Annotated in this window: 19 protein-coding genes, 1 tRNA gene and 2 pseudogenes; 14 read left to right on the forward strand and 8 right to left on the reverse strand. The window is 59.3% G+C overall.

Annotation, left to right across the window (positions count from 1 at the left end; all coding sequences use genetic code 11):
* The first annotated feature begins 45 nt into the window (after positions 1-45).
* Genes HMPREF2604_RS00210 through HMPREF2604_RS00225 form a run of 4 tightly spaced genes read left to right on the forward strand, consistent with a single transcriptional unit; the run spans position 46 to position 3,284 of the window.
* A complete protein-coding gene (locus HMPREF2604_RS00210; protein ID WP_070525334.1) occupies positions 46-1,041 on the forward strand; it encodes a substrate-binding domain-containing protein in 996 nt (331 codons plus the stop codon).
* Positions 1,038-2,096 carry an ABC transporter permease gene (locus HMPREF2604_RS00215; protein WP_070530017.1) on the forward strand — a complete coding sequence of 353 codons (1,059 nt, stop codon included), beginning with the start codon at positions 1,038-1,040 and terminating at the stop codon, positions 2,094-2,096. The genes HMPREF2604_RS00210 and HMPREF2604_RS00215 overlap by 4 nt, the downstream gene beginning before the upstream one ends.
* A gap of 2 nt (positions 2,097-2,098) precedes the next feature.
* Complete coding sequence (locus tag HMPREF2604_RS00220; RefSeq protein ID WP_070525338.1) at positions 2,099-2,851, forward strand: ATP-binding cassette domain-containing protein; 753 nt, start codon at positions 2,099-2,101, stop codon at positions 2,849-2,851.
* 10 nt (positions 2,852-2,861) lie between these two features.
* Positions 2,862-3,284 (forward strand): holo-ACP synthase AcpS, encoded by a 423-nt coding sequence (locus HMPREF2604_RS00225; RefSeq protein WP_070562184.1) that lies wholly within the window; start codon positions 2,862-2,864, stop codon positions 3,282-3,284.
* 35 nt (positions 3,285-3,319) lie between these two features.
* Here HMPREF2604_RS00225 and HMPREF2604_RS00230 read toward each other — a convergent pair whose 3' ends face one another.
* Together HMPREF2604_RS00230 and bcp are read right to left on the reverse strand one after the other, a co-directional pair.
* Positions 3,320-3,958 carry a TetR family transcriptional regulator gene (locus HMPREF2604_RS00230; protein ID WP_070522336.1) on the reverse strand — a complete coding sequence of 213 codons (639 nt, stop codon included), beginning with the start codon at positions 3,956-3,958 and terminating at the stop codon, positions 3,320-3,322.
* A gap of 3 nt (positions 3,959-3,961) precedes the next feature.
* Entirely contained in the window at positions 3,962-4,432 is a 471-nt protein-coding gene (gene bcp / locus HMPREF2604_RS00235) for a thioredoxin-dependent thiol peroxidase (RefSeq protein ID WP_070522333.1), read from the reverse strand.
* 187 nt (positions 4,433-4,619) lie between these two features.
* On the opposite strand from bcp, the gene HMPREF2604_RS00240 reads away from it, so the two are divergent.
* The 5 genes from HMPREF2604_RS00240 (at position 4,620) to HMPREF2604_RS00260 (ending at position 8,700) form a co-directional block, all read left to right on the forward strand.
* On the forward strand, positions 4,620-4,898 hold the full coding sequence (locus HMPREF2604_RS00240; RefSeq protein WP_010191207.1) for a DUF3618 domain-containing protein: 279 nt from the start codon (positions 4,620-4,622) through the stop codon (positions 4,896-4,898).
* A 268-nt stretch (positions 4,899-5,166) separates the two neighbouring features.
* Positions 5,167-6,315, forward strand: a complete 1,149-nt coding sequence (locus HMPREF2604_RS00245) for an ABC transporter substrate-binding protein (protein ID WP_070561410.1) — start codon at positions 5,167-5,169, stop codon at positions 6,313-6,315.
* A gap of 2 nt (positions 6,316-6,317) precedes the next feature.
* Positions 6,318-7,433 carry a FecCD family ABC transporter permease gene (locus HMPREF2604_RS00250; RefSeq protein WP_154762459.1) on the forward strand — a complete coding sequence of 372 codons (1,116 nt, stop codon included), beginning with the start codon at positions 6,318-6,320 and terminating at the stop codon, positions 7,431-7,433.
* Entirely contained in the window at positions 7,424-8,185 is a 762-nt protein-coding gene (locus tag HMPREF2604_RS00255; protein WP_070562187.1) for an ABC transporter ATP-binding protein, read from the forward strand. The genes HMPREF2604_RS00250 and HMPREF2604_RS00255 overlap by 10 nt, the downstream gene beginning before the upstream one ends.
* An 11-nt stretch (positions 8,186-8,196) precedes the next feature.
* Positions 8,197-8,700: a 2'-5' RNA ligase gene (locus HMPREF2604_RS00260; RefSeq protein ID WP_070561406.1), complete on the forward strand. Its 504-nt coding sequence runs from the start codon at positions 8,197-8,199 to the stop codon at positions 8,698-8,700.
* Positions 8,701-8,743: 43 nt separating this feature from the next.
* Here HMPREF2604_RS00260 and HMPREF2604_RS00265 read toward each other — a convergent pair.
* Positions 8,744-8,816: transfer RNA gene (locus tag HMPREF2604_RS00265), tRNA-Lys, on the reverse strand.
* 318 nt (positions 8,817-9,134) lie between these two features.
* Between HMPREF2604_RS00265 and HMPREF2604_RS00270 the strand changes: the two genes are divergently transcribed.
* Positions 9,135-10,331: a L,D-transpeptidase gene (locus HMPREF2604_RS00270; RefSeq protein WP_210384644.1), complete on the forward strand. Its 1,197-nt coding sequence runs from the start codon at positions 9,135-9,137 to the stop codon at positions 10,329-10,331.
* Positions 10,332-10,344: 13 nt separating this feature from the next.
* On the opposite strand, the gene HMPREF2604_RS00275 is transcribed toward HMPREF2604_RS00270, so the two are convergent.
* Entirely contained in the window at positions 10,345-10,890 is a 546-nt protein-coding gene (locus HMPREF2604_RS00275) for a DNA-3-methyladenine glycosylase (RefSeq protein WP_070562190.1), read from the reverse strand.
* A 27-nt stretch (positions 10,891-10,917) separates the two neighbouring features.
* The gene (locus tag HMPREF2604_RS00280; RefSeq protein WP_070562193.1) at positions 10,918-11,778 is read right to left on the reverse strand and encodes a siderophore-interacting protein; all 861 of its coding nucleotides are present in this window, start codon (positions 11,776-11,778) and stop codon (positions 10,918-10,920) included.
* 506 nt (positions 11,779-12,284) lie between these two features.
* On the opposite strand from HMPREF2604_RS00280, the gene HMPREF2604_RS00285 reads away from it, so the two are divergent.
* A complete protein-coding gene (locus tag HMPREF2604_RS00285) occupies positions 12,285-12,725 on the forward strand; it encodes a GNAT family N-acetyltransferase (protein WP_070562196.1) in 441 nt (146 codons plus the stop codon).
* A 203-nt stretch (positions 12,726-12,928) separates the two neighbouring features.
* Here the strand turns inward: HMPREF2604_RS00285 and HMPREF2604_RS14150 are convergent, their stop codons facing one another.
* The 3 genes from HMPREF2604_RS14150 to HMPREF2604_RS14240 form a co-directional block, all read right to left on the reverse strand.
* On the reverse strand, positions 12,929-13,075 hold the full coding sequence (locus tag HMPREF2604_RS14150) for a hypothetical protein (protein ID WP_210384645.1): 147 nt from the start codon (positions 13,073-13,075) through the stop codon (positions 12,929-12,931).
* 216 nt (positions 13,076-13,291) lie between these two features.
* A complete protein-coding gene (locus HMPREF2604_RS00290) occupies positions 13,292-14,431 on the reverse strand; it encodes an AAA family ATPase (protein ID WP_246818350.1) in 1,140 nt (379 codons plus the stop codon).
* Complete coding sequence (locus HMPREF2604_RS14240; protein WP_070562200.1) at positions 14,428-15,213, reverse strand: DUF6414 family protein; 786 nt, start codon at positions 15,211-15,213, stop codon at positions 14,428-14,430. Before HMPREF2604_RS14240 ends, HMPREF2604_RS00290 begins: the two co-directional genes overlap by 4 nt.
* A 113-nt stretch (positions 15,214-15,326) precedes the next feature.
* Here HMPREF2604_RS14240 and HMPREF2604_RS14460 point away from each other — a divergent pair.
* The 3 genes and pseudogenes from HMPREF2604_RS14460 to HMPREF2604_RS00305 form a co-directional block, all read left to right on the forward strand.
* Positions 15,327-15,575, forward strand: a pseudogene (locus HMPREF2604_RS14460) (hypothetical protein); the annotation flags it as partial.
* 433 nt (positions 15,576-16,008) lie between these two features.
* Entirely contained in the window at positions 16,009-16,686 is a 678-nt protein-coding gene (locus HMPREF2604_RS00300) for a hypothetical protein (RefSeq protein WP_141746399.1), read from the forward strand.
* A 151-nt stretch (positions 16,687-16,837) separates the two neighbouring features.
* Positions 16,838-17,418 (forward strand): annotated as a pseudogene (locus tag HMPREF2604_RS00305) (IS256 family transposase); the annotation flags it as partial.
* Positions 17,419-17,461: the final 43 nt, after the last annotated feature.

A 17,461-nucleotide genomic window follows, 5' to 3' on the forward strand; every position in this document is an offset into this window, starting at 1 on the left:
TCAGACGGGTTGGAGAAGTCCCTCCACCTGGGGCACCATGCAAGGGTGAAAAATGCTAAGAAACCACTGCTAGGTCTCATCTCGGTCGCTGCCGCCGCCGTGCTTACTGCATGTTCGGCCACCGGTGGCGCGCCCCGCCCCGACGCTGACGGCGAGCTAGCCGGTGGCGTCGACACCGAGCGCCTTGTCGTCGCCATGATCTCCCACGGCGCGCCGGGGGATACCTACTGGGACCTCGTGCGCAAGGGCGCGGAGGATGCCGCCCGCAAGGACAATATCGAGCTGCGCTACTCCTCGGACCCGGAAGCGCCCAACCAGGCAAACCTGGTGCAGTCCGCCATCGACTCCGGCGTGGATGGCATCGCCGTGACCATGCCCAACTCTGGTGCGATCGGGCCTGTGGCCAAGAAGGCTTCCGATGCCGGCATCCCGACCGTGGGGCTTAACGCCGGCATGGATGATTACCAGAAGTATGGAATGAGCGCCTTCTTCGGCCAAGAGGAAAAAGTGGCCGGCACCAAGGCCGGCGAGCGCCTCAAGGATGAGGGCGCCAAGCACGTCTTGTGCGTTATCCACGAGCAAGGCAACTCCTCGCAGGAGTCGCGCTGCGCCGGCGTGAAGAAAGGGCTGGACAACGGCAAGGTTGAGCTTCTGTACGTCAACGGCAAGGATCTGACTGCCGCGCAGTCCACCATTAACGCGAAGCTGAGCCAGGATCCCTCCATCGACTGGGTCATGGCGCTGCAGGCCTCCGTGGCTATGCGCTCCGCCGACGCGGTTGCCGACGCCTCCTCCAAGGCCAAGGTCTCCACTTTCGACACCAACGCCGAGCTTGTCGGCGCCATCGCGGATCAGCGTATCCAGTGGGCCGTCGACCAGCAGCCCTATATGCAGGGCTACCTCGCCGTCGACTCGCTGTGGTTGGCGCACCGCAACGGATCCACCATGGGCGGCGGCCGCCCCGTCTACACCGGCCCCTCCTTCGTGGATTCCACCAACGTGGACATCATCTCCGAATCTGCTAAGGAAGGCCTGCGATGAGCGAAACCACGACTGCATCCGACGAGGCACTATCCAGCCCTTCCGATACCCGCCTGACTCGCCGCAGCGGTTTCGCGCGCCTCATCCGCCGCCCGGAGCTGGCCAGTCTGCTCGGCGCGGTGGTCATCTTCGTCCTCTTCATGATCGTGGCGCCCGCCTTCCGCTCGGTGGAGGCCTTCTCTACGGTGCTTTATGCCAGCTCCACGCTGGGCATCGTGGCGTTGGCGGTGGGCCTGCTCATGATTGGTAATGAGTTTGATCTGTCCTCCGGTGTGGCGGTGACGTCCGCGGCGCTTGTGGCCACCATGCTCAACTACAATTTCCACCTCAACTCGTGGGTGGGCGTGGGCCTATCCCTGCTGACCGCGCTAGCCATCGGCGCGCTCAACGGCTTCCTTGTGGTGCGCACAAAGATCGACTCCTTCCTTATTACGCTGGCGGCTTTCCTCATGCTGCAGGGCCTCAACCTGGCGATTACCAAGCTGGTGACCGGCCAGGTGGCCACCCCGACCATCGCTGACATGGAAGGATTCAGCTCGGCCCGCGTCATTTTTGCCGGCACCATCCACATCGGTGGCTTGAGCATCCGCGCCACCGTCATCTGGTGGATCCTCTTCGTCGCCATTGCCTCGTGGGTGCTGTACAAGACGCGCTGGGGAAACTGGATCTTCGCCGTGGGCGGCGATGATGAAGCCGCCCGCGCCGTCGGCGTTCCCGTGCGCCGCGTCAAGGTGGCGCTGTTCATGCTCGTCGGCTTCGCGGCGTGGTTCGTGGGCATGCACACCCTCTTTGCCTTCGACTCCATCCAGGCCGGACAGGGCATCGGTAACGAGTTCCTCTACATCATCGCCGCGGTCATTGGCGGCTGCTCCATGACCGGCGGGCGCGGCACCGCGGTGGGCACCGCCATCGGCGCGCTCATCTTCGGCATGACCAACCAGGGCATCGTGTACGCCGGCTGGAACCCCGACTGGTTCAAGTTCTTCCTCGGTGCCATGCTGCTCTTTGCCGTGCTGACGAACACCTCGGTGGCCAACTTTACGAGGAAGCGATAACCATGATTGAGCTGCACGATATTTCCCAAACCTTCGGCAACTTCCACGCCCTGCGCGGCATCAACCTTTCTGTGAAAGAGGGCGCGGTGACCTGCGTGCTGGGTGATAACGGCGCGGGCAAGTCCACACTGATCAAGATTCTGGCCGGACTTAACCAGCCCACCGGTGGCACCATCACCGTCGATGGGGAAGAGGTGAACTTCACCAGCCCTCGCGATTCCCTCGACGCCGGTATCGCCACCGTGTACCAGGATTTGGCGCTGGTTCCCTCGCTGTCGGTGTGGCGCAACTTCTTCCTGGGCCAGGAACTTACCGGGGCGCTGGGGAGCTTGCGTGAGGAAGAGATGAAGCGCATTACGCACGAGCAGCTGTCCGAAATGGGCATTGAGCTTGGCGACGTCTCCGTGGAACTCTCCGCGCTCTCCGGCGGCCAGCGCCAGGTGGTGGCGATTGCCCGCGCCATCTACTTCGGCGCGCGCTACATCATCCTGGACGAGCCCACCGCAGCACTCGGAGTGAAGCAGTCGGGCATGGTGCTGCGCTTTATCGACGCCGCCCGCGAACGCGGCATGGGCGTGGTCTTCATTACGCACAACCCGCAGCACGCCTACCTCGTGGGCGATCACTTCATCGTGCTCACGGTGGGGCAGATGTCGCTGGACGCCTCCAAGGAGGAGGTCACGTTGCCGGAGCTGACCCAGTGGATGGCGGGCGGCGACGAGCTGGAGGAGCTCAAGCAGGAGCTGGCACGCTAAGCTTGCCCGCATGACAAAAAGTGGCGTGAGCGTGGGCACCGACCTGGTGCACATCCCCTCCTTTGCCCAGCAGCTGGAGCTTCCCGGCACGCGCTTCGCGCAGGTTTTCAGCGCCTCCGAACTGCGCGTGACGCAGGCCCGGGGGCTGAGCGGTGCTGCCCGCGCGCAGCACCTGGCGGGGCGCTGGGCGGCGAAGGAGGCCTTCATCAAGGCGTGGTCGCAAGCGCTCTACGCGCACCCGCCGGTCATCGCAGAGGAAGCCGTGGACTGGGCGGAGATTGAGGTCCGCCCGGATGCGTGGGGGCGAGTAGCACTCGAGTTGCGTGGTGAGATTGCCCGCCTCGCGCGGGAGTCCTTGGGGGATTTTTCAACTGCGCTGTCGATTAGCCACGATGGTGATTACGCCACCGCCATTGTGTACCTTTCGCGCTAAACACGCCTGGTCGCACCTGGCTTCGCTGGGTGTGGCTAGGCGCTCGTGGCGATGGCGAAGAGATAGGCGATGAGCATGCGCTTAATCTCTTCCACCACGCCATCAAAGCTTTCCTCGGAGCGCATGGTGCTGTAGTTGAGCAGGGAAACCACGGTGTGGACGAGGAAGGCGGCGATCTCCACACGGGCATCGGCGTCCATGCCCTGGGCAAGAGGCTCGATGATTTCCGCGATGGGCTTGAGCAGGCTGAGCTCCGTGTCGGCGGCCGTGGCGCGGGTCGCGGGTGTGGACTGCACGGCATGCCACACCGCTCGGCGCGAGGGGTCGTTGCGCCAAACACGAGCCATGCGGTCGATGAATTCTTCGAGGAAGTCCGGCCATTGCAGGGCCGGAACGCGCTGGGAAAAGCGCTCAACCTCAGCCAACATCTCCGCGGTGTCTTGGCGGTCGAGCTCGCAGATCAGCACGTACTTGTTGGCGAAGTACTGGTAGAGCGTGCCAATCGGCACTTCCGCGCGGCGCGAGACTTCGTCGAAAGTAAAGGACTCGAAGCCATAGTCCACGAGCGTCTCCCGCGCGCAGGACAAGATCCGGTCATACTTGGCCCGGCTGCGCGCCTGCGCTGGGCGACGCCTCGGGACCAGAATCTCCGGTGACTTCGAGCTGGATTCCACGGTTTAGTTGAGCCCCTTAAGCACGCGGGCGACGTGGCCGGTGGCCTTGACGTTGTACATGGCTTGGCCGATCGTGCCGTCCTCTTCTACAAGGAAGGTAGAGCGGATAACGCCTTGGACGATCTTGCCGTAGTTCTTCTTCTCGCCGAAAGCGGCATAAGCCGTCATGACTTCCTTGTCGGGGTCAGACAGCAACGGGAAGTTGAGCTCATGGTCCTCGCGGAACTTTGCCAGTGCCTCGGGCTTGTCAGGGGAGATTCCCACCACGGCGATGTTCATGTCATTGAGCTGCTCCAGGCTGTCGCGGAAGTCGCAGGCTTCCTTCGTGCAGCCAGGGGTGTTGGCGCGCGGGTAGAAGTAAACCACGACGCGCTGGCCAGCATAGTCACTCAGACTTACGGTGTTGCCGGCATCATCGCTCAAGGAAAAAGCGGGAGCCTTGTCTCCTACGGACAGTCGTTGTGCTTCAGTCATGCTGTCTACCTTACCGTGCCCTACGGGGAGGCTATCTGGCGAATCTACGCCACCGAGGGTGAAACAAACGTTGGCCAACTCTGCAGGGGAGCTGGCGGTCAATGTAGAATGTCGACGTTAGAACCACAACGGTTAGAAATACACTAACCGCAACAACACCGAACGAAGCCAAATTCAGGAGATTCACGTGGCACGCAACATTGATGATATCCAGCGCGACATCGAGCGCACCCGCCGTCAGCTGGCTAGCACCTTGGATGAGCTGGCTGATCGCAGCAAGCCGCAGAACTTCGTCGAGGACGCTAAGGGCGCGGCAACCCAGAAGCTGCAGGAGCGCAATGTGCAGATGGCGCTCGCCGGCGTTGGTGCAGCCGTCGTAGGCCTTATCGCTTTCTCCGTTTTCCGCTCCAAGCGCCGCAAGTCCGATATCAAGGAACTGCAGCGCCTGCTCGCTGAGCGTCGCTAGAGCCGGTTAGCGCCGTTGGGCGCGACTGCATACCTAGAGGCCCTGCCTTGGGAAATACCCCGGGGTGGGGCATTTTTGTGCTCCGTATGCGTTACTGGAAGCATTGCCTACCCTATGCCGGCTTTGGGTAGCCTTACCTGTCTGTGTAGTATGAACCTCCGAACAGACCATAAGACCAAAGTTTGAAGGAGAAATCGTGCTTCACGTATCGACGCATGCAGGCCAGGCATCCCGTCCGCGCGCCGGGCGAGTAGTAGGGGCGTGCGCCATGGTGGCGGCGCTGGCCAGCGCGCTGGCGGGCTGTGCCTCCGACAATGCCGATGCCGGCAGCGAGCAGGCCACGGGAGCGCAGGGGACTGCCGCTGTGAGTTTCACAGACCTTGCCGGCCGCCAGGTGGAGCTGGACCACGCGCCGGAACGCGTCATCCTGGGAGAAGGCCGCAGCGTCTTTGCCACCGGCATCCTCAACAAGGAAGACCCGCTGGACAAGGTCGTGGCCATCGGATCGGACCTGAAGCAGAATGTGCCCGACTACTACCGCGAGTTGGAAAAGACCACGCCCAAAGTCAACGAGCTGCCGGAAATCGGCGGCTTCACCAAGGGCGATGTCACTGTGGAGGAGCTCATCAGCCTCGACCCGGACCTCATCGTGCTCTCCAAGGATCAGTACGAGGCCTCCCAGACCGCTGGGCTCACCGACAAGCTGGATCAGGCCGGCCTGACCTATGCCGTCACGGACTTCCGCGCCAAGCCCTTGGAGAACACCATTCCCACCATGGAAATCTTCGCCGATATCTTCGGCCACGAGGACCGCGCGGAGGAGTTCATCGCGGACTGGCAAAAGAACGTGGATCTGGTAACCGAGCGCGCCACGAAAGCGCAGGACAAGCCCTCCACCTTCGTGTGGCGCGCAGCGGGTGTCTCCGATTGCTGCGGCTCGTGGAATGACTCCAACATTTCTGAGCTGGTCAACGTCGCCGGTGGAAAGAACGTGGCAGACGGCATCATCGAGGGTGAGTCCGGCGCGCTGACCCCGGAGAAGGTCATCGACGCCAATCCCGACATGATCATTGCCACCGGCGGCGACTGGTCCGCCAAAGTGGATAACGCAAAGGGCCACACCGGCTTCGCTGCCGCCGGCTATGGCATCAGCGAAAAGGATGCCCACGAGAGCGCCGCTTCGCTGGCCGGCGTCCAACCTGGTTTTGAGGATCTTTCTGCCGTCAAGGAGCACAACCTCCACGGCCTGTGGCACCAGTTCTACAACTCGCCCTTCAACTACCTGGCACTCCTTCAGATCGCCGCGTGGCTCCACCCAGAGGACTACGCAGACGTCAACGTTCAGAAAGAATGGGCCGAAGCCCAAGAGAAATACTCGCCCGTCCCCGGCGACGGAACCTTCTTCAGCACCAACTAGTCATGAGCATTCTCACCTCAACCGCGCGCTCGGCAAGCCCTGAACGGACCACGCACGCAGAAACCGCGGTGCTTCCCGTGGAGGCCCTCGCACGCGAGCACTCCCGCGTGACCCGCCGCCGCATCGCCATCGTCGCTGGGCTTATCGTCGTAGCGCTCGCCGCATTCGTTCTTAGCGTGATCGTTGGCGCCATCGACCTCACCCCGGGGCAGGTGCTGCGGGGGATGGTGGATCCGGGAGGCGTCGACAAGCAAACGCGTACAGTCCTGTGGAGCCTGCGCCTGCCTATGGCCGTCATGGCGCTGCTTATCGGCGCCAGCCTGTCACTGGCTGGCGCGCAGATGCAGACCATCCTGGATAATCCGCTGGCGGAGCCCTTTACCCTCGGCATCTCCGCGGCGGCTGCCTTCGGCGGAGCCAGCGCCATCGTGTTGCGTTGGCAGCTTCTGGCCCAGCCGCAGTTCAACCTCGCGCTCATCGCGTGGCTGTCGGCGGCGCTGGCCACGGCCATCATCGTCGTTGCCGCCGTTATTCGCGGTGCGAAGTCCGAGACGATGGTGCTGCTCGGCATCGGCCTCGTCTTCTTTTTCCAGGCCATGCTGGCGCTCATTCAATACCGTTCCTCCAGCGAGGCTCTCCAGCAGATCGTCTTTTGGTCCATGGGTTCGCTCACCCGCGCTAGCTGGCAGGCCAACGCCGTGCTGGCCGGCGTGCTTGCGGTGGCGTTGCCCATCCTGGGAGCGCTGTCGTGGCGGCTAACGGCGCTGCGGCTTGGTGACGCCCGCGCCACCGCCCTCGGTATCAACACCTCCCGCCTACGCGTGATTGTTCTCGTCGTGGTCTCGCTCGTCGCGGCCACCACCGTGGCTTTCGCCGGCATCATCGGATTTATCGGGCTGGTGGGACCACACATTGCGCGCATGTTGGTGGGTGAGGACCAGCGTTACTTCGTGCCGGCCTCCATGGCCGCGGGCGCGGCGGTGATGTGCGCCGCCCACGCGCTAAGCCTCCTGATTAAGCCCGGGCTGGCTATCCCCATCGGCATCGTCACCTCGCTTCTGGGCGTGCCATTCTTCATTGCCATCGTCATGACCCGGAGGAGGGCATTGTGGACGTAGAACTCACCATCACCGATCTGACCGCCGGTTATGGTTCGCGCACGGTGGTAGACGGGCTGAGCCTTCCCACCCTGCGCGGCGGGCAGGTCGTGGGGCTGCTGGGGCCGAACGCGTCCGGCAAGACCACCACCATTAAGTCGCTCGCCGGCGTGCACCGCGCGCGGGGCGGCACGGTGGACTTTCGCGTCGACGGCCAGAGCCCGCGCGGACAGCGGCGCCGCCAGCTCATCGGCTATGTGCCGCAGGGCCTGCCGCACACCGCGGCGCTGCGCGCGTTTGAGGCGGTGCTGATTGCGGCGCGACGCGAAGCGTGCGAGGACCCAATCACCCGCACCGCCGAGGTCCTGCACTCCATGGGGCTCGACGACATTGCGCAGCGCTACCTCAACGAGCTCTCCGGCGGCCAACGCCAGCTCGTCGCCGTGGCGCAGATGCTGGTGGGGACCCCTGGGCTCATGCTTCTCGACGAACCCACCTCCGCCCTCGATCTCAACCGCCAGCTCTTCGTCTTGGGTCGCGTGCGGGCAAAAGCTCGGGAGGAAGGCAGCCTCGCGTTGGTGGCGATTCATGACATCAACCTGGCGGCTCGGATGTGCGACCAGCTCGTCGTGCTCCACGGTGGCAAGGCCCGCGCCCATGGCGCGCCGGGGGAGGTGCTCACGGAGGAACTCTTGCGCGAGGTCTACGGCGTAGAGACGGATGTGCTGGACCACCGCGGGCAACCCGTCGTGGCGCTGCGGGAGGTTAGTTAGACTCGGGCCGTGTGAGCCGAAATTCGCCCGAGAACCTCCTGTTATACCTCACCCCGGAGGATGAAAACACCATCCGGGACGTCTATGCTGCCCTGGCTCAGCGTGGCTTTCCGGTGCAGCACCAGCGCCCGCACATTACGGTGACGTTCGCGCCGGCGCTCGAGACCGCAGTCGTCGACGAGGCCCGCAACCTGCTCCCGCCGCTTCTGCCCGCGGCCTTTCGCCGCGTGGGCACGGTGGTCTTTGGGACGAAGAGTAAACAGACCGTGGCGTGGCTTTTAGAAACCACGGATGAGCTGGAATCCGCCGCGCGCCGCCTCAGTGCCTCGAACCCGGAGGGGAGGGGCCCGCGGTGGACCCCTCACCTGACGATGGGGCTGCGGCTGCCGCGAGCGATGGTGCCGGAGTATATGCGGGCGCTCGATGAAATCTCGACCTTTGAGCACAAGGAATTCACGGCGGCGCAGGCCGCGTGGTGGCGCCCCAAAACGCAGCAGCTCGAGGTCTTGGGCTAGGATCGGAAAAGCCCCTCACCACGGGGGTGAGGGGCTTAAACTGTGCGCCATCAGGGACTTGAACCCCGAACCCACTGATTAAGAGTCAGTTGCTCTGCCAATTGAGCTAATGGCGCTTGGTGTCTCTGACCGGCTCTGATTTCCTCAGTGCCTGCCGTGCAACGAGATGTAACTTTAACACCCTCTTCGTAAAAAGGTAAAATCGCCAGGTAAATGGGTGTTTTCCGCGATTAATGCCATGGCTAAATGCTTCTCTCAAAGAGTCGCGGGTGTGGAAGTCTGACGGGTGGGTAACGAAACGGTTAAGAGCGGTGGCGCTAACTGGTTCGTAGGGTGCGTGTGCGGTTAGTCTATGTGCACTCTTATTATTGTCTGTGTCTTTCTATGAGCTAGGGGTTTGTGTGCATTCTCTATTCCCTTCCGCACGTCCCGCAATGCTTCTCTCGAGTATCGTTGCGACCGCTTCACTCTTAACCGCCTGCACCATTGGTGGTGCCGCGGATTCCGGTCCGGCCACTGCCCAATCGGAGGCTGACGTCAAAGCGAGCGCTTCGGCGGAAGCATCGGCGTCGGCAGCCGCCAAGGCGAAGCAGCTGAAGTTTTCCGTCAAGGATGGTGCGAGCGACGTAGATCCCTCCAAGCCGGTTGAGGTTACGTCCCCGGCCGGGCTTAAGTCGGTGACAATGACCAACGAAGCCGGCATCGAAGTGGACGATGAGCTGTCATCTGATTCGAAGACGTGGAAGAGCGCCGAAGTGCTGGGGTATAACCGCACCTACACCATCGACGCCACGGACAAGGACGGCACCCATAAAACCATCACCTTCACCACCCCGCAGGCAGCAGGCGTGTCCGAAGTGGCCTTGAGTCCGATACCGGATTCTGAGGTGGGGGTTGGCCAGGTCATCGGCGTGCGATTCGGAAACTACGTCACCGACCGCAAGGCGGCCGAAGAGGCAATCACAGTCAAGACCGAGCCTGCCGTTGAAGGTGCTTTCTACTGGGTCAACAACCAGGAAGTGCGGTGGCGCCCGGAAAACTACTGGGAACCCGGCACGAAAGTGACCGTCGATGTCGACCTGTACGGCCGCAACCTCGGCGGCGGCATCTACGGCGGCGAGGATGCTTCCACTAACTTCACCATTGGTGACCGCGTCATCGCGCTGATCGACAACAACACGAAGATGATGTCGGTGTTCAAAAACGGTGAAGTGCTGCGCCGTTTGCCTGTCTCGATGGGTAGGGATGGCCAGTGGGATACCCCGAACGGAACCTATGTCATCGGTGACGAGTACCCGTCCCTCGTTATGGACTCCACTACCTTCGGCCTGGCTCTCGACGCCGGCGGCTACAGGACTGACGTTCAGTGGGCAACCCAGATGTCCTACTCCGGAATCTATGTCCACGCAGCGCCTTGGGCTGTCGGTGCGATGGGTAGCTACAACCAGTCTCACGGCTGCATCAACGTGACTACTGAGGCTGCTCAGTGGTTCCAAAACACGGTCAAGCGCGGCGATATTGTGAGGGTCTCCAACACCGGCGGCGGCGTGCTGAGCCCGCTCGATGGTCTGGGTGATTGGAACATGGACTGGGCTTCTTGGTCTGCGGGCAACGCTACCGCTAATCAGTAGCGGCCGGGCAGCACTAGCGCGGCAGACCGCGGCGTCGAGACACTGTCTTGTCAAAGGGAATCCAAAACCGCAGGGCGGCGTCCTGGTTCTTGGAGATGCCAATGCGCGGCCCGCGGACCCACTCAGGTTCCTTATCGCGTTGTTTAAGGCGAATGGGCGTGCCGTTGTCCGCGATACTGAAGCCAAGGGCCCTGCCTAAATTTCCCGGTCCGCGGGCGAGGTTATGAAATTCCGTGTCGCCCCGGCGTTGGTAGGCAAGGTCTACTCCGTCGATGACTTCCCCGCCGCGGAGCAAGCAACCCTGACCGGTTCCTTCGGGCGCGCAGACGATGTTGCCGTTCCGGTGGATGCCGTAGGACATGTAGACGTAGAGGCGGCCGGGCGGGCCGAACATGGCGGCGTTGCGCGGGGTGCGGCCGTTGAAGGTGTGAGAGGCCTCATCGTCTGCGCCGAGGTAAGCCTCGACCTCCGTGATGCGCACCGAAACGCCGTTGTGCGTGAGCACCGTGCCCAGAAGCTGGGGAGCAACGACGTCGGCGGTGTCGGTGAAATCGATCATTGCCGCAGTCTAACGCGAAAACAAACGTTAGGCCTTAGCTCGTTCTTCCTCGGCCTCAATCTCTGCGTTGAAATTACGCTTGGAGGCCTGCCACTGGTCCTCAGTCATTCCGATACGCCAGTAGCCAGAGATAGAAACGTCTTCCTTGGGAATCCCGGATTCAACGAAAAGGAAGCGACGAAGCTCTTTGATCATTTCGGCGACTCCGTGGATGAACCATCCGGTTTTCTTCTCCTGGGGGATACCAGCCGCGCGGACCACACGGGATAGCTCAGTACCGTGGGTAGCGCCATTGCGGACTACCCAGGTGATTTCCACGCCATCGCGGGTGGGCAGTTCAAACGTGCGGTCTTCGGCTTCGATCTCGATATATGCAGTCGCAGTCGCGCCGTCGGGAAGCCGCTTCAAGCCAGCGCTGATGGCCGGTGCTGCAGACTCGTCGCCGGCGAACACAAAGTGCTCATAGTCTTTGGTTGGTCCCCACGCGCCACCAGGGCCGAGGAAACCGAGCTTCTCTCCAACCTCGGCTCTGCGTGCCCAAGGGCCAGCCAGGCCGGAATCACCGTGGGACACAAAGTCGATGTCGAAATCCCCGGTTTCTGAGTTCACGTTGATCAGGGTGTAGGTGCGGAGAATTGGCTGCTTGTCGCGCGGTTGCTCTGCGCGAATCTGCTCGATATTAAACGGCCAGGAGTAGTCGGCACCTTCTGGCACGAACAACAACTTGATGTAGTGATCTGTAAACTCCAGCTCCTTGCCTATGAATGCTGGGGAGCTCATGTGTAACCGAACCAGGTCTGGAGATACTTGGCGGCGGCCAGTCACGGTCGCTTCATGTGCCTTGCGGGGTTTGCGCTTCGGCGCTGCCTCTTTAACCTGGTCAGCCATTGTCATCACTATCCTTGCTATCTCTTCAAGAGCTTAGATCTTCTGTGAGGGCAGAAGCCTACATACTCTAAGTTTAGGTAAGGCTAACATACTCAAGTCCGGCTGGTTGTGGGGCTTGGTGGTGCGCGGGTGCGGTGGCTCAATGCAAAAAGTTGACCCCGCATCCTACTCAAGCGGAAAGCGGGGTCTATTCAGGGTGGCTGACGGGCTCGAACCCGCGACACGCAGGGTCGCAGTTTCGTAATTTTCGTTAGTGAGCGTAGATGGCCTCGAAAAGGATCCTTGCAGCGAGAGGAGTGTTTTCGGAGTGGTCCTACTACACTGAGGTACGACGATCTACGACTGGCTACGCGTAGTTTAAAGCGTAATTAAGCGCATGACGGATTCGATGTTCACTCGGCCTGTGTGACCACGAATTGTGGCTACCGTTGATCTGGCGATACGCGGCCGTGACAGATGATTTACACACGTTAATTTCCGTGTGGAACAGGCAGTATGATAATGGCATGGACCTCTCGTTTCATCCCATCACCGACCCTATGGCATTCTCGCAGGGCATCGCTGGTGATTATGAGTTCAACCAGCATTGGTTGGGCACATACCGACTATCCGAGGACTATGAATGGTACGAGGTGCGCGATGGCGGTGAACAAGTTGCGCTACTGGAGTTGGGCTTGAAGCCTCACCGGAGTTACTGGAGTGACTCCGCCTACCCCCTGCCAATGGATGGCCCCGACGTGATCGAGATTCAGTTCATCGACGTCAGGCTCGCTCATCGGGGTCGTGGCATAGGAAAAGCAATCGTTCACTGGGTGGTAGAGCAGTACCCACAGCGGCAAATGCTGGCGCTGGCTGAAGGATCGGACGGATTTTGGCAATCTTTAGGGTGGGACTTAATCGTGCCTGATGAAAGCGGATTCCGTCCGATGTACGCTTCGCCGCTATAGCGCCGAGATGAGCCAGTCAACCCATGCGCAGGGACAAAGTATCGAACGCACTTCAATTGACTTTCACTTTGAGGTAGCCATCACGTGGTATTAAGAACCCTTAGTAGTACTTCGTTAGGTGGGGTCCGCGCGGTGGCCGTAAGGGCACTGGCCCAGCAGATGGATGACAGCGGCCTGGAGGTCTGCCGGGACGGCGTAGAAACTCAGCCCGCCTCCGGGGCTTGTGGGGCCAGGTCGTCGGCCAAGCGTTGCCCGGTGGCAGACAGGTGCGCCGCGGTTACCAGTGTGACGTGATGATGGCAGCCCAGCCCGGTAGTCATGTTCGATGCGGCCTGTGGACCTTCGACCACCGGACCAACTCCTCGATCGGGGTGCCCTCATCCAGCGTCAATAACCAGTAGTCACTGGGCTCAGCTGCGCCGTCGGACCACTCGGCCCGTAACCAGCACCTCGGCAGCGACCCGTCCGGATCGCGGGTGCCCCGCGCACCCGCTCAATCTCATTTGTCCTGATACGCGCTGATCTGCTCCTGCAGACATCTCTCCACAAGAGCTAACAAAGCACTACTAGGGCCTCTCGCTCTGAGCCTTCTTGAGAAGGCTCGTCGCTAACTCGAACCCAATCACTTGGTCAATACTGCTGCTCAACTTGCGGACATTTCCAAGTTGCCCAGCGTATTGCTTCATCTTAGTCCTAATGCTGTCGACGTTTAGTTGCGCCTGCTCGGTTGAATCTAGTTTGCCCACCTTTGAGTCAATGAGTTGATCTGCAATTAAACTCACTTCTTCGACGCTCAAGGGATGAAACTCAATAAACGCATTGAAGCGGGAGTAAAGTGCTTCTCCCAATGCCTTCTTCACCGCTTCCTCGGAGCCATAATTCGACGTGCAGATGATGAGCGGGCTTCCCACCTTCGTACGATAGTTCTTGTCTTCTAGAACGCCCTCGTCAAACAATTCGTAAAAGGCGCTATGGAAGACTGGACTCGCCTTATCGAACTCATCGAACAGGATCACGTTGGACTCTCGTTCCATCAAGTCATGTGCGAGTGAGGGTTCTTGGTGACTGCCTCCGAACACGTAGGAGGCAAACTTTTCGCTATGAAGCATGGAGAATTGCTTACGGAAAAGGTCTCCGCCAGTGAGTTTGCTGATGAACTTGGCGGTCTCAGTTTTGCCAACACCCGACGGGCCATAAAACATCACGACTACCGGCCCGTTCCCTTTTTGGCTAGCTAACGGATACATAGCGGCTAAAAGCTCATTCTTTACAGAACCTTGCCCGACCAAGTGGTCATTAAAACCGTCGTAAAATTCTCGAAGAAGTCGGGGATTAAATCCACCGTAGTTGTAGTGGATCTCCGTCACTTCCGCAATGCGCTGAACATGAGAGCGGACCACTTGTGGAGGATTGTTTAAGTAAATATTCTTGGGGTCGATAGACTGAATTAGACCGCCGAAATTGGAAATCGTTGCCTCGACCAAGCTCGCATAATCACCAGAGTTGACGACGACATGCTCTGGCCCTTCCACAGGGTCCTGGTCCTCGGTAGGAGGCGCATCACGTTGCACTATTACGAGCTCCCGCGCCCTACTGTCTCGTTCATAGACAATGTCTAAGAATGACTCTGATCCGATTGTGTCGGTTCGCTCTTCAAACCACGAGGGGGGACCATAATAGATTTCCGCCTTCATGCTGCGAGTCACTCCGCCGCCTTGCCTTCAACTGCCGCAAGAACTACATCAAAAACCGGCAGAGCTACGTCCTCCCTAGAGTCCAGAACTGCTTGCATGGAATCTTGAACCAGATCTACTAGTTTCGGAGTGCCCGTTGCGCCTTGGGCCATTTCGGACTCAATGTTCAGGCTTGCCTCTGTCGTTCGTCCGACTTCAATACCGTGGAAAACCAAGTTCATCCGGGTTAAATCTGATAAACCATAGTTGTTTCGAAAGGCACGAATGTTAAATCGGAGTACAACCTTCCTGTCATTGACGTTCTCGCCAAGCAACTCGTAGTACCCCTTCGCTTTTTCTAAAGCCTCATCCATACGTGCGATATCGAAGTCTGCATCCTCGGTACGAGCAGCAATCATGAATGGGGTGTAAATCTTCATAAATGCCATCGAGTTTTGAGCAGCGAAAACACTATAACCTTCGAGCTTCCTAATCTTCGCGTCCTCGCCTGCAGATTTTAGATAGTCAGTGAGAATGGTGTTAGCCAGCGTTTTGCTTAGGATACTCTCGCCCGCAATAGAGGCTTCCGCGCTAGCCCCCAGATCAGCAGAGCCTCGCAGAAAAGGCAGCCAACTCAGCCTCGCGCTAAGTTTTGCATCGACGTCTGCGTGAGCTTCTGTGGTTCGGTTATGAATATCTTCTTTAGTTGTAGAGAGATTACCTCCTGCAACGATGTCCAGATAGTCGGACGCGGTCTCCTGGTCGAAATAGACAACCTTTACGATTTCCTGGCTCTCACGCTTTTTACCTGCCACTTGCACTCCTGCGGATTAAACTTAGTCCTTTGTATAATTATACGTTATTAATACATTGGATCTGACCCACAAGACTGCAGTCCCTGATAGTGCTTTGTTAGTTGTCTCTCGGCCGGTGGTGCATCGAACCCGATTACCGCGAACTCAAGCATGGTTTGGGGCTGGATCATTTCGAGGGCCAGTACCACCATGTCACTTTGGTGATTGTGGCGCATCTGTTCGTCGGGATGAAACGGTCAGTGGATCATCCAAAACCCGGTCGGCGGGCTGTGTCCCTACACCGTGCTCGCAGGGGCCCAGGCCGCCGTCATCAGCTTGGTGAGGGGCACTCCCCGTACTGCCACTGGCCGAGAGGCCTCTGACAAAGCACTATAGGACGTGTTACAAAATTCATTTCAGTCAGTACCGAACGGTTGCTGGCTGGCCGTTGCATCAAGCGCACCGCTAACTTGCCTAGATGGGTGGCGCACTCATGATGTTGCTTTAACCGGTTGATTTCCGCACTATGGAATTACGCCTTCGGTATGCTTCCCGATCAAAAACAGTGGTCTACCACTGGCGGAGTCTCTACGCCTCTGATGAGCAGCCAGGTCGTTCGGTGGAGAGATTGTCGTCGTTGTCCACCGTGATCGCGGGAGATGGAAAGGCGTCGATGTGCGACAGTTGGAAACAAAACCTTGCGCTTGGGAAAACGGCTGGCAGAAGTCTTGTAACCCTATGTTTCACAGGGGCCGTCATGTATAGGCGCTTTTTATCAACGCCTGTCTTCGTCGGTGACCAGTTATTCTCGTATGCATGATGCAGAAAACTCTACTGGAGGCGTACGGTCTCGAATCCTGGTGGAACACGATGTTTACGGAGCCGGAGAAACAGCGCATCAGGGAGGTTTATGCGGAGCATACGGATGGTGACGTGATCGACAAGGACCCTCTTGTGCTCACAATTGGAGACAGCCAACTGGAACCCGAAGACGTCGATGTTACGAGAATTCTTCAGCTACTTACTCAGTGGTTCCATCGGAACAGTGACAAGGGTATTTGGATAAAACTTTCAGAATCCTGGCATCATTTTGCTGACCCCTACATGACACCCGTCGATAGGCATTTTGCTCTCAGTGACACAATGAAAGCGTACTACCGTAGGCGTGACGAACCAGAATTCCTGGCCAAAACAATTGCTACATGCAAGGTCATGATTTCGCTGGAAAAGACTGTGGCAGGGGCAATGTTTGACGCCGGGCTAGGACGATTCTTGCCTGAGAATGCTCACTTGTTCGAAGGCCGGGTAGTGTACACAGAGCTCGGTCCACAGGTTCTCCCTGGACATCCGGGATTTAAGCAGCTGGCGATTATTTATGAGAAGCAGAAAGAGTTCCAAGCAGCCCTAGACCTCTGTGTTGAGGCCCGAGACGCAGGCTGGGACGGAGACTGGGACAAACGGATAGTTCGGCTCGAAAAGAAGTTGGGTAAGTAAGGGCTCGAGGCCTGAAGACGTCACCGCCGGCCCGTGTTTTCGCCAGGCTATTGGGCTCAGGTCGTTATTCTTTTTAACGCATGTGTGCACTCGGATCACGGCGGGGCTCGTACGTATCGTCTACGAAAGGAATTGAGGAGGCCGAGTGGGTTATCTGACCTCGCGCCCACGCACGGATGCTGGGCGCACTATCTACCGGCTAGCGCTCAAGCTCACCCCATGAATTCGCCACGGTCTACCCCACCTAGTTAAACGAGAAGACTCTCGTCAAAGACCCCCCAAACAGGTCGCTGGACACGAACCTGGACCCATGCCAACGTGCGCAAGGCCTACAACAGCCTCAACCACCTCTGGCGCAGCAAACTGCTATTTGTCTACCTCAACCCGCCTGAAGAAGTCCTTGATACTGACCGGATCAAAGCCACCACCAACAGCCTGGAAGGCGGAATCAACTCCCAGCTGAAACTACTAGCACGAACCCACCGCGGACGACGCGGAGAACACCAACGCCGAATGCTGGAGTGGTGGCTCTACCTAAAAACTGAACTGCCCGACGATCCCGTAGAAATCGCCAGGCAATCCAACTGGGGACAGGACCAACTCGCCAAAGTACAAACCCTGACCCACAACGAGAACCAAGCCGACCACGAAACAGGACGACCAGCCCTCTACGGCAACGCCATCGACACCAACTACACTCGATTTAATCGGCATCCAAAAGGCCAAATCTAGCCCTAGGGGTTAAGGGGCTTAAGGGACATTTCGTGTGGATAAA

This window comes from Corynebacterium sp. HMSC055A01, from assembly GCF_001809405.1.
GTDB lineage: Bacteria > Actinomycetota > Actinomycetes > Mycobacteriales > Mycobacteriaceae > Corynebacterium > Corynebacterium hesseae.

Coding starts and splice junctions, on each gene's coding strand:
- HMPREF2604_RS00215 (WP_070530017.1), top strand. CDS start 1,038: ATGAGCGAAACCACGACTGCATCCGACGAGGCACTATCCAGCCCTTCC.
- HMPREF2604_RS00245 (WP_070561410.1), top strand. CDS start 5,167: ATGGTGGCGGCGCTGGCCAGCGCGCTGGCGGGCTGTGCCTCCGACAAT.
- HMPREF2604_RS00280 (WP_070562193.1), bottom strand. CDS start 11,778: ATGGCTGACCAGGTTAAAGAGGCAGCGCCGAAGCGCAAACCCCGCAAG.
- bcp (WP_070522333.1), bottom strand. CDS start 4,432: ATGACTGAAGCACAACGACTGTCCGTAGGAGACAAGGCTCCCGCTTTT.
- HMPREF2604_RS00220 (WP_070525338.1), top strand. CDS start 2,099: ATGATTGAGCTGCACGATATTTCCCAAACCTTCGGCAACTTCCACGCC.
- HMPREF2604_RS00275 (WP_070562190.1), bottom strand. CDS start 10,890: ATGATCGATTTCACCGACACCGCCGACGTCGTTGCTCCCCAGCTTCTG.
- HMPREF2604_RS00250 (WP_154762459.1), top strand. CDS start 6,318: ATGAGCATTCTCACCTCAACCGCGCGCTCGGCAAGCCCTGAACGGACC.
- HMPREF2604_RS00225 (WP_070562184.1), top strand. CDS start 2,862: ATGACAAAAAGTGGCGTGAGCGTGGGCACCGACCTGGTGCACATCCCC.
- HMPREF2604_RS00285 (WP_070562196.1), top strand. CDS start 12,285: ATGGACCTCTCGTTTCATCCCATCACCGACCCTATGGCATTCTCGCAG.
- HMPREF2604_RS00300 (WP_141746399.1), top strand. CDS start 16,009: ATGATGCAGAAAACTCTACTGGAGGCGTACGGTCTCGAATCCTGGTGG.
- HMPREF2604_RS00270 (WP_210384644.1), top strand. CDS start 9,135: ATGCTTCTCTCGAGTATCGTTGCGACCGCTTCACTCTTAACCGCCTGC.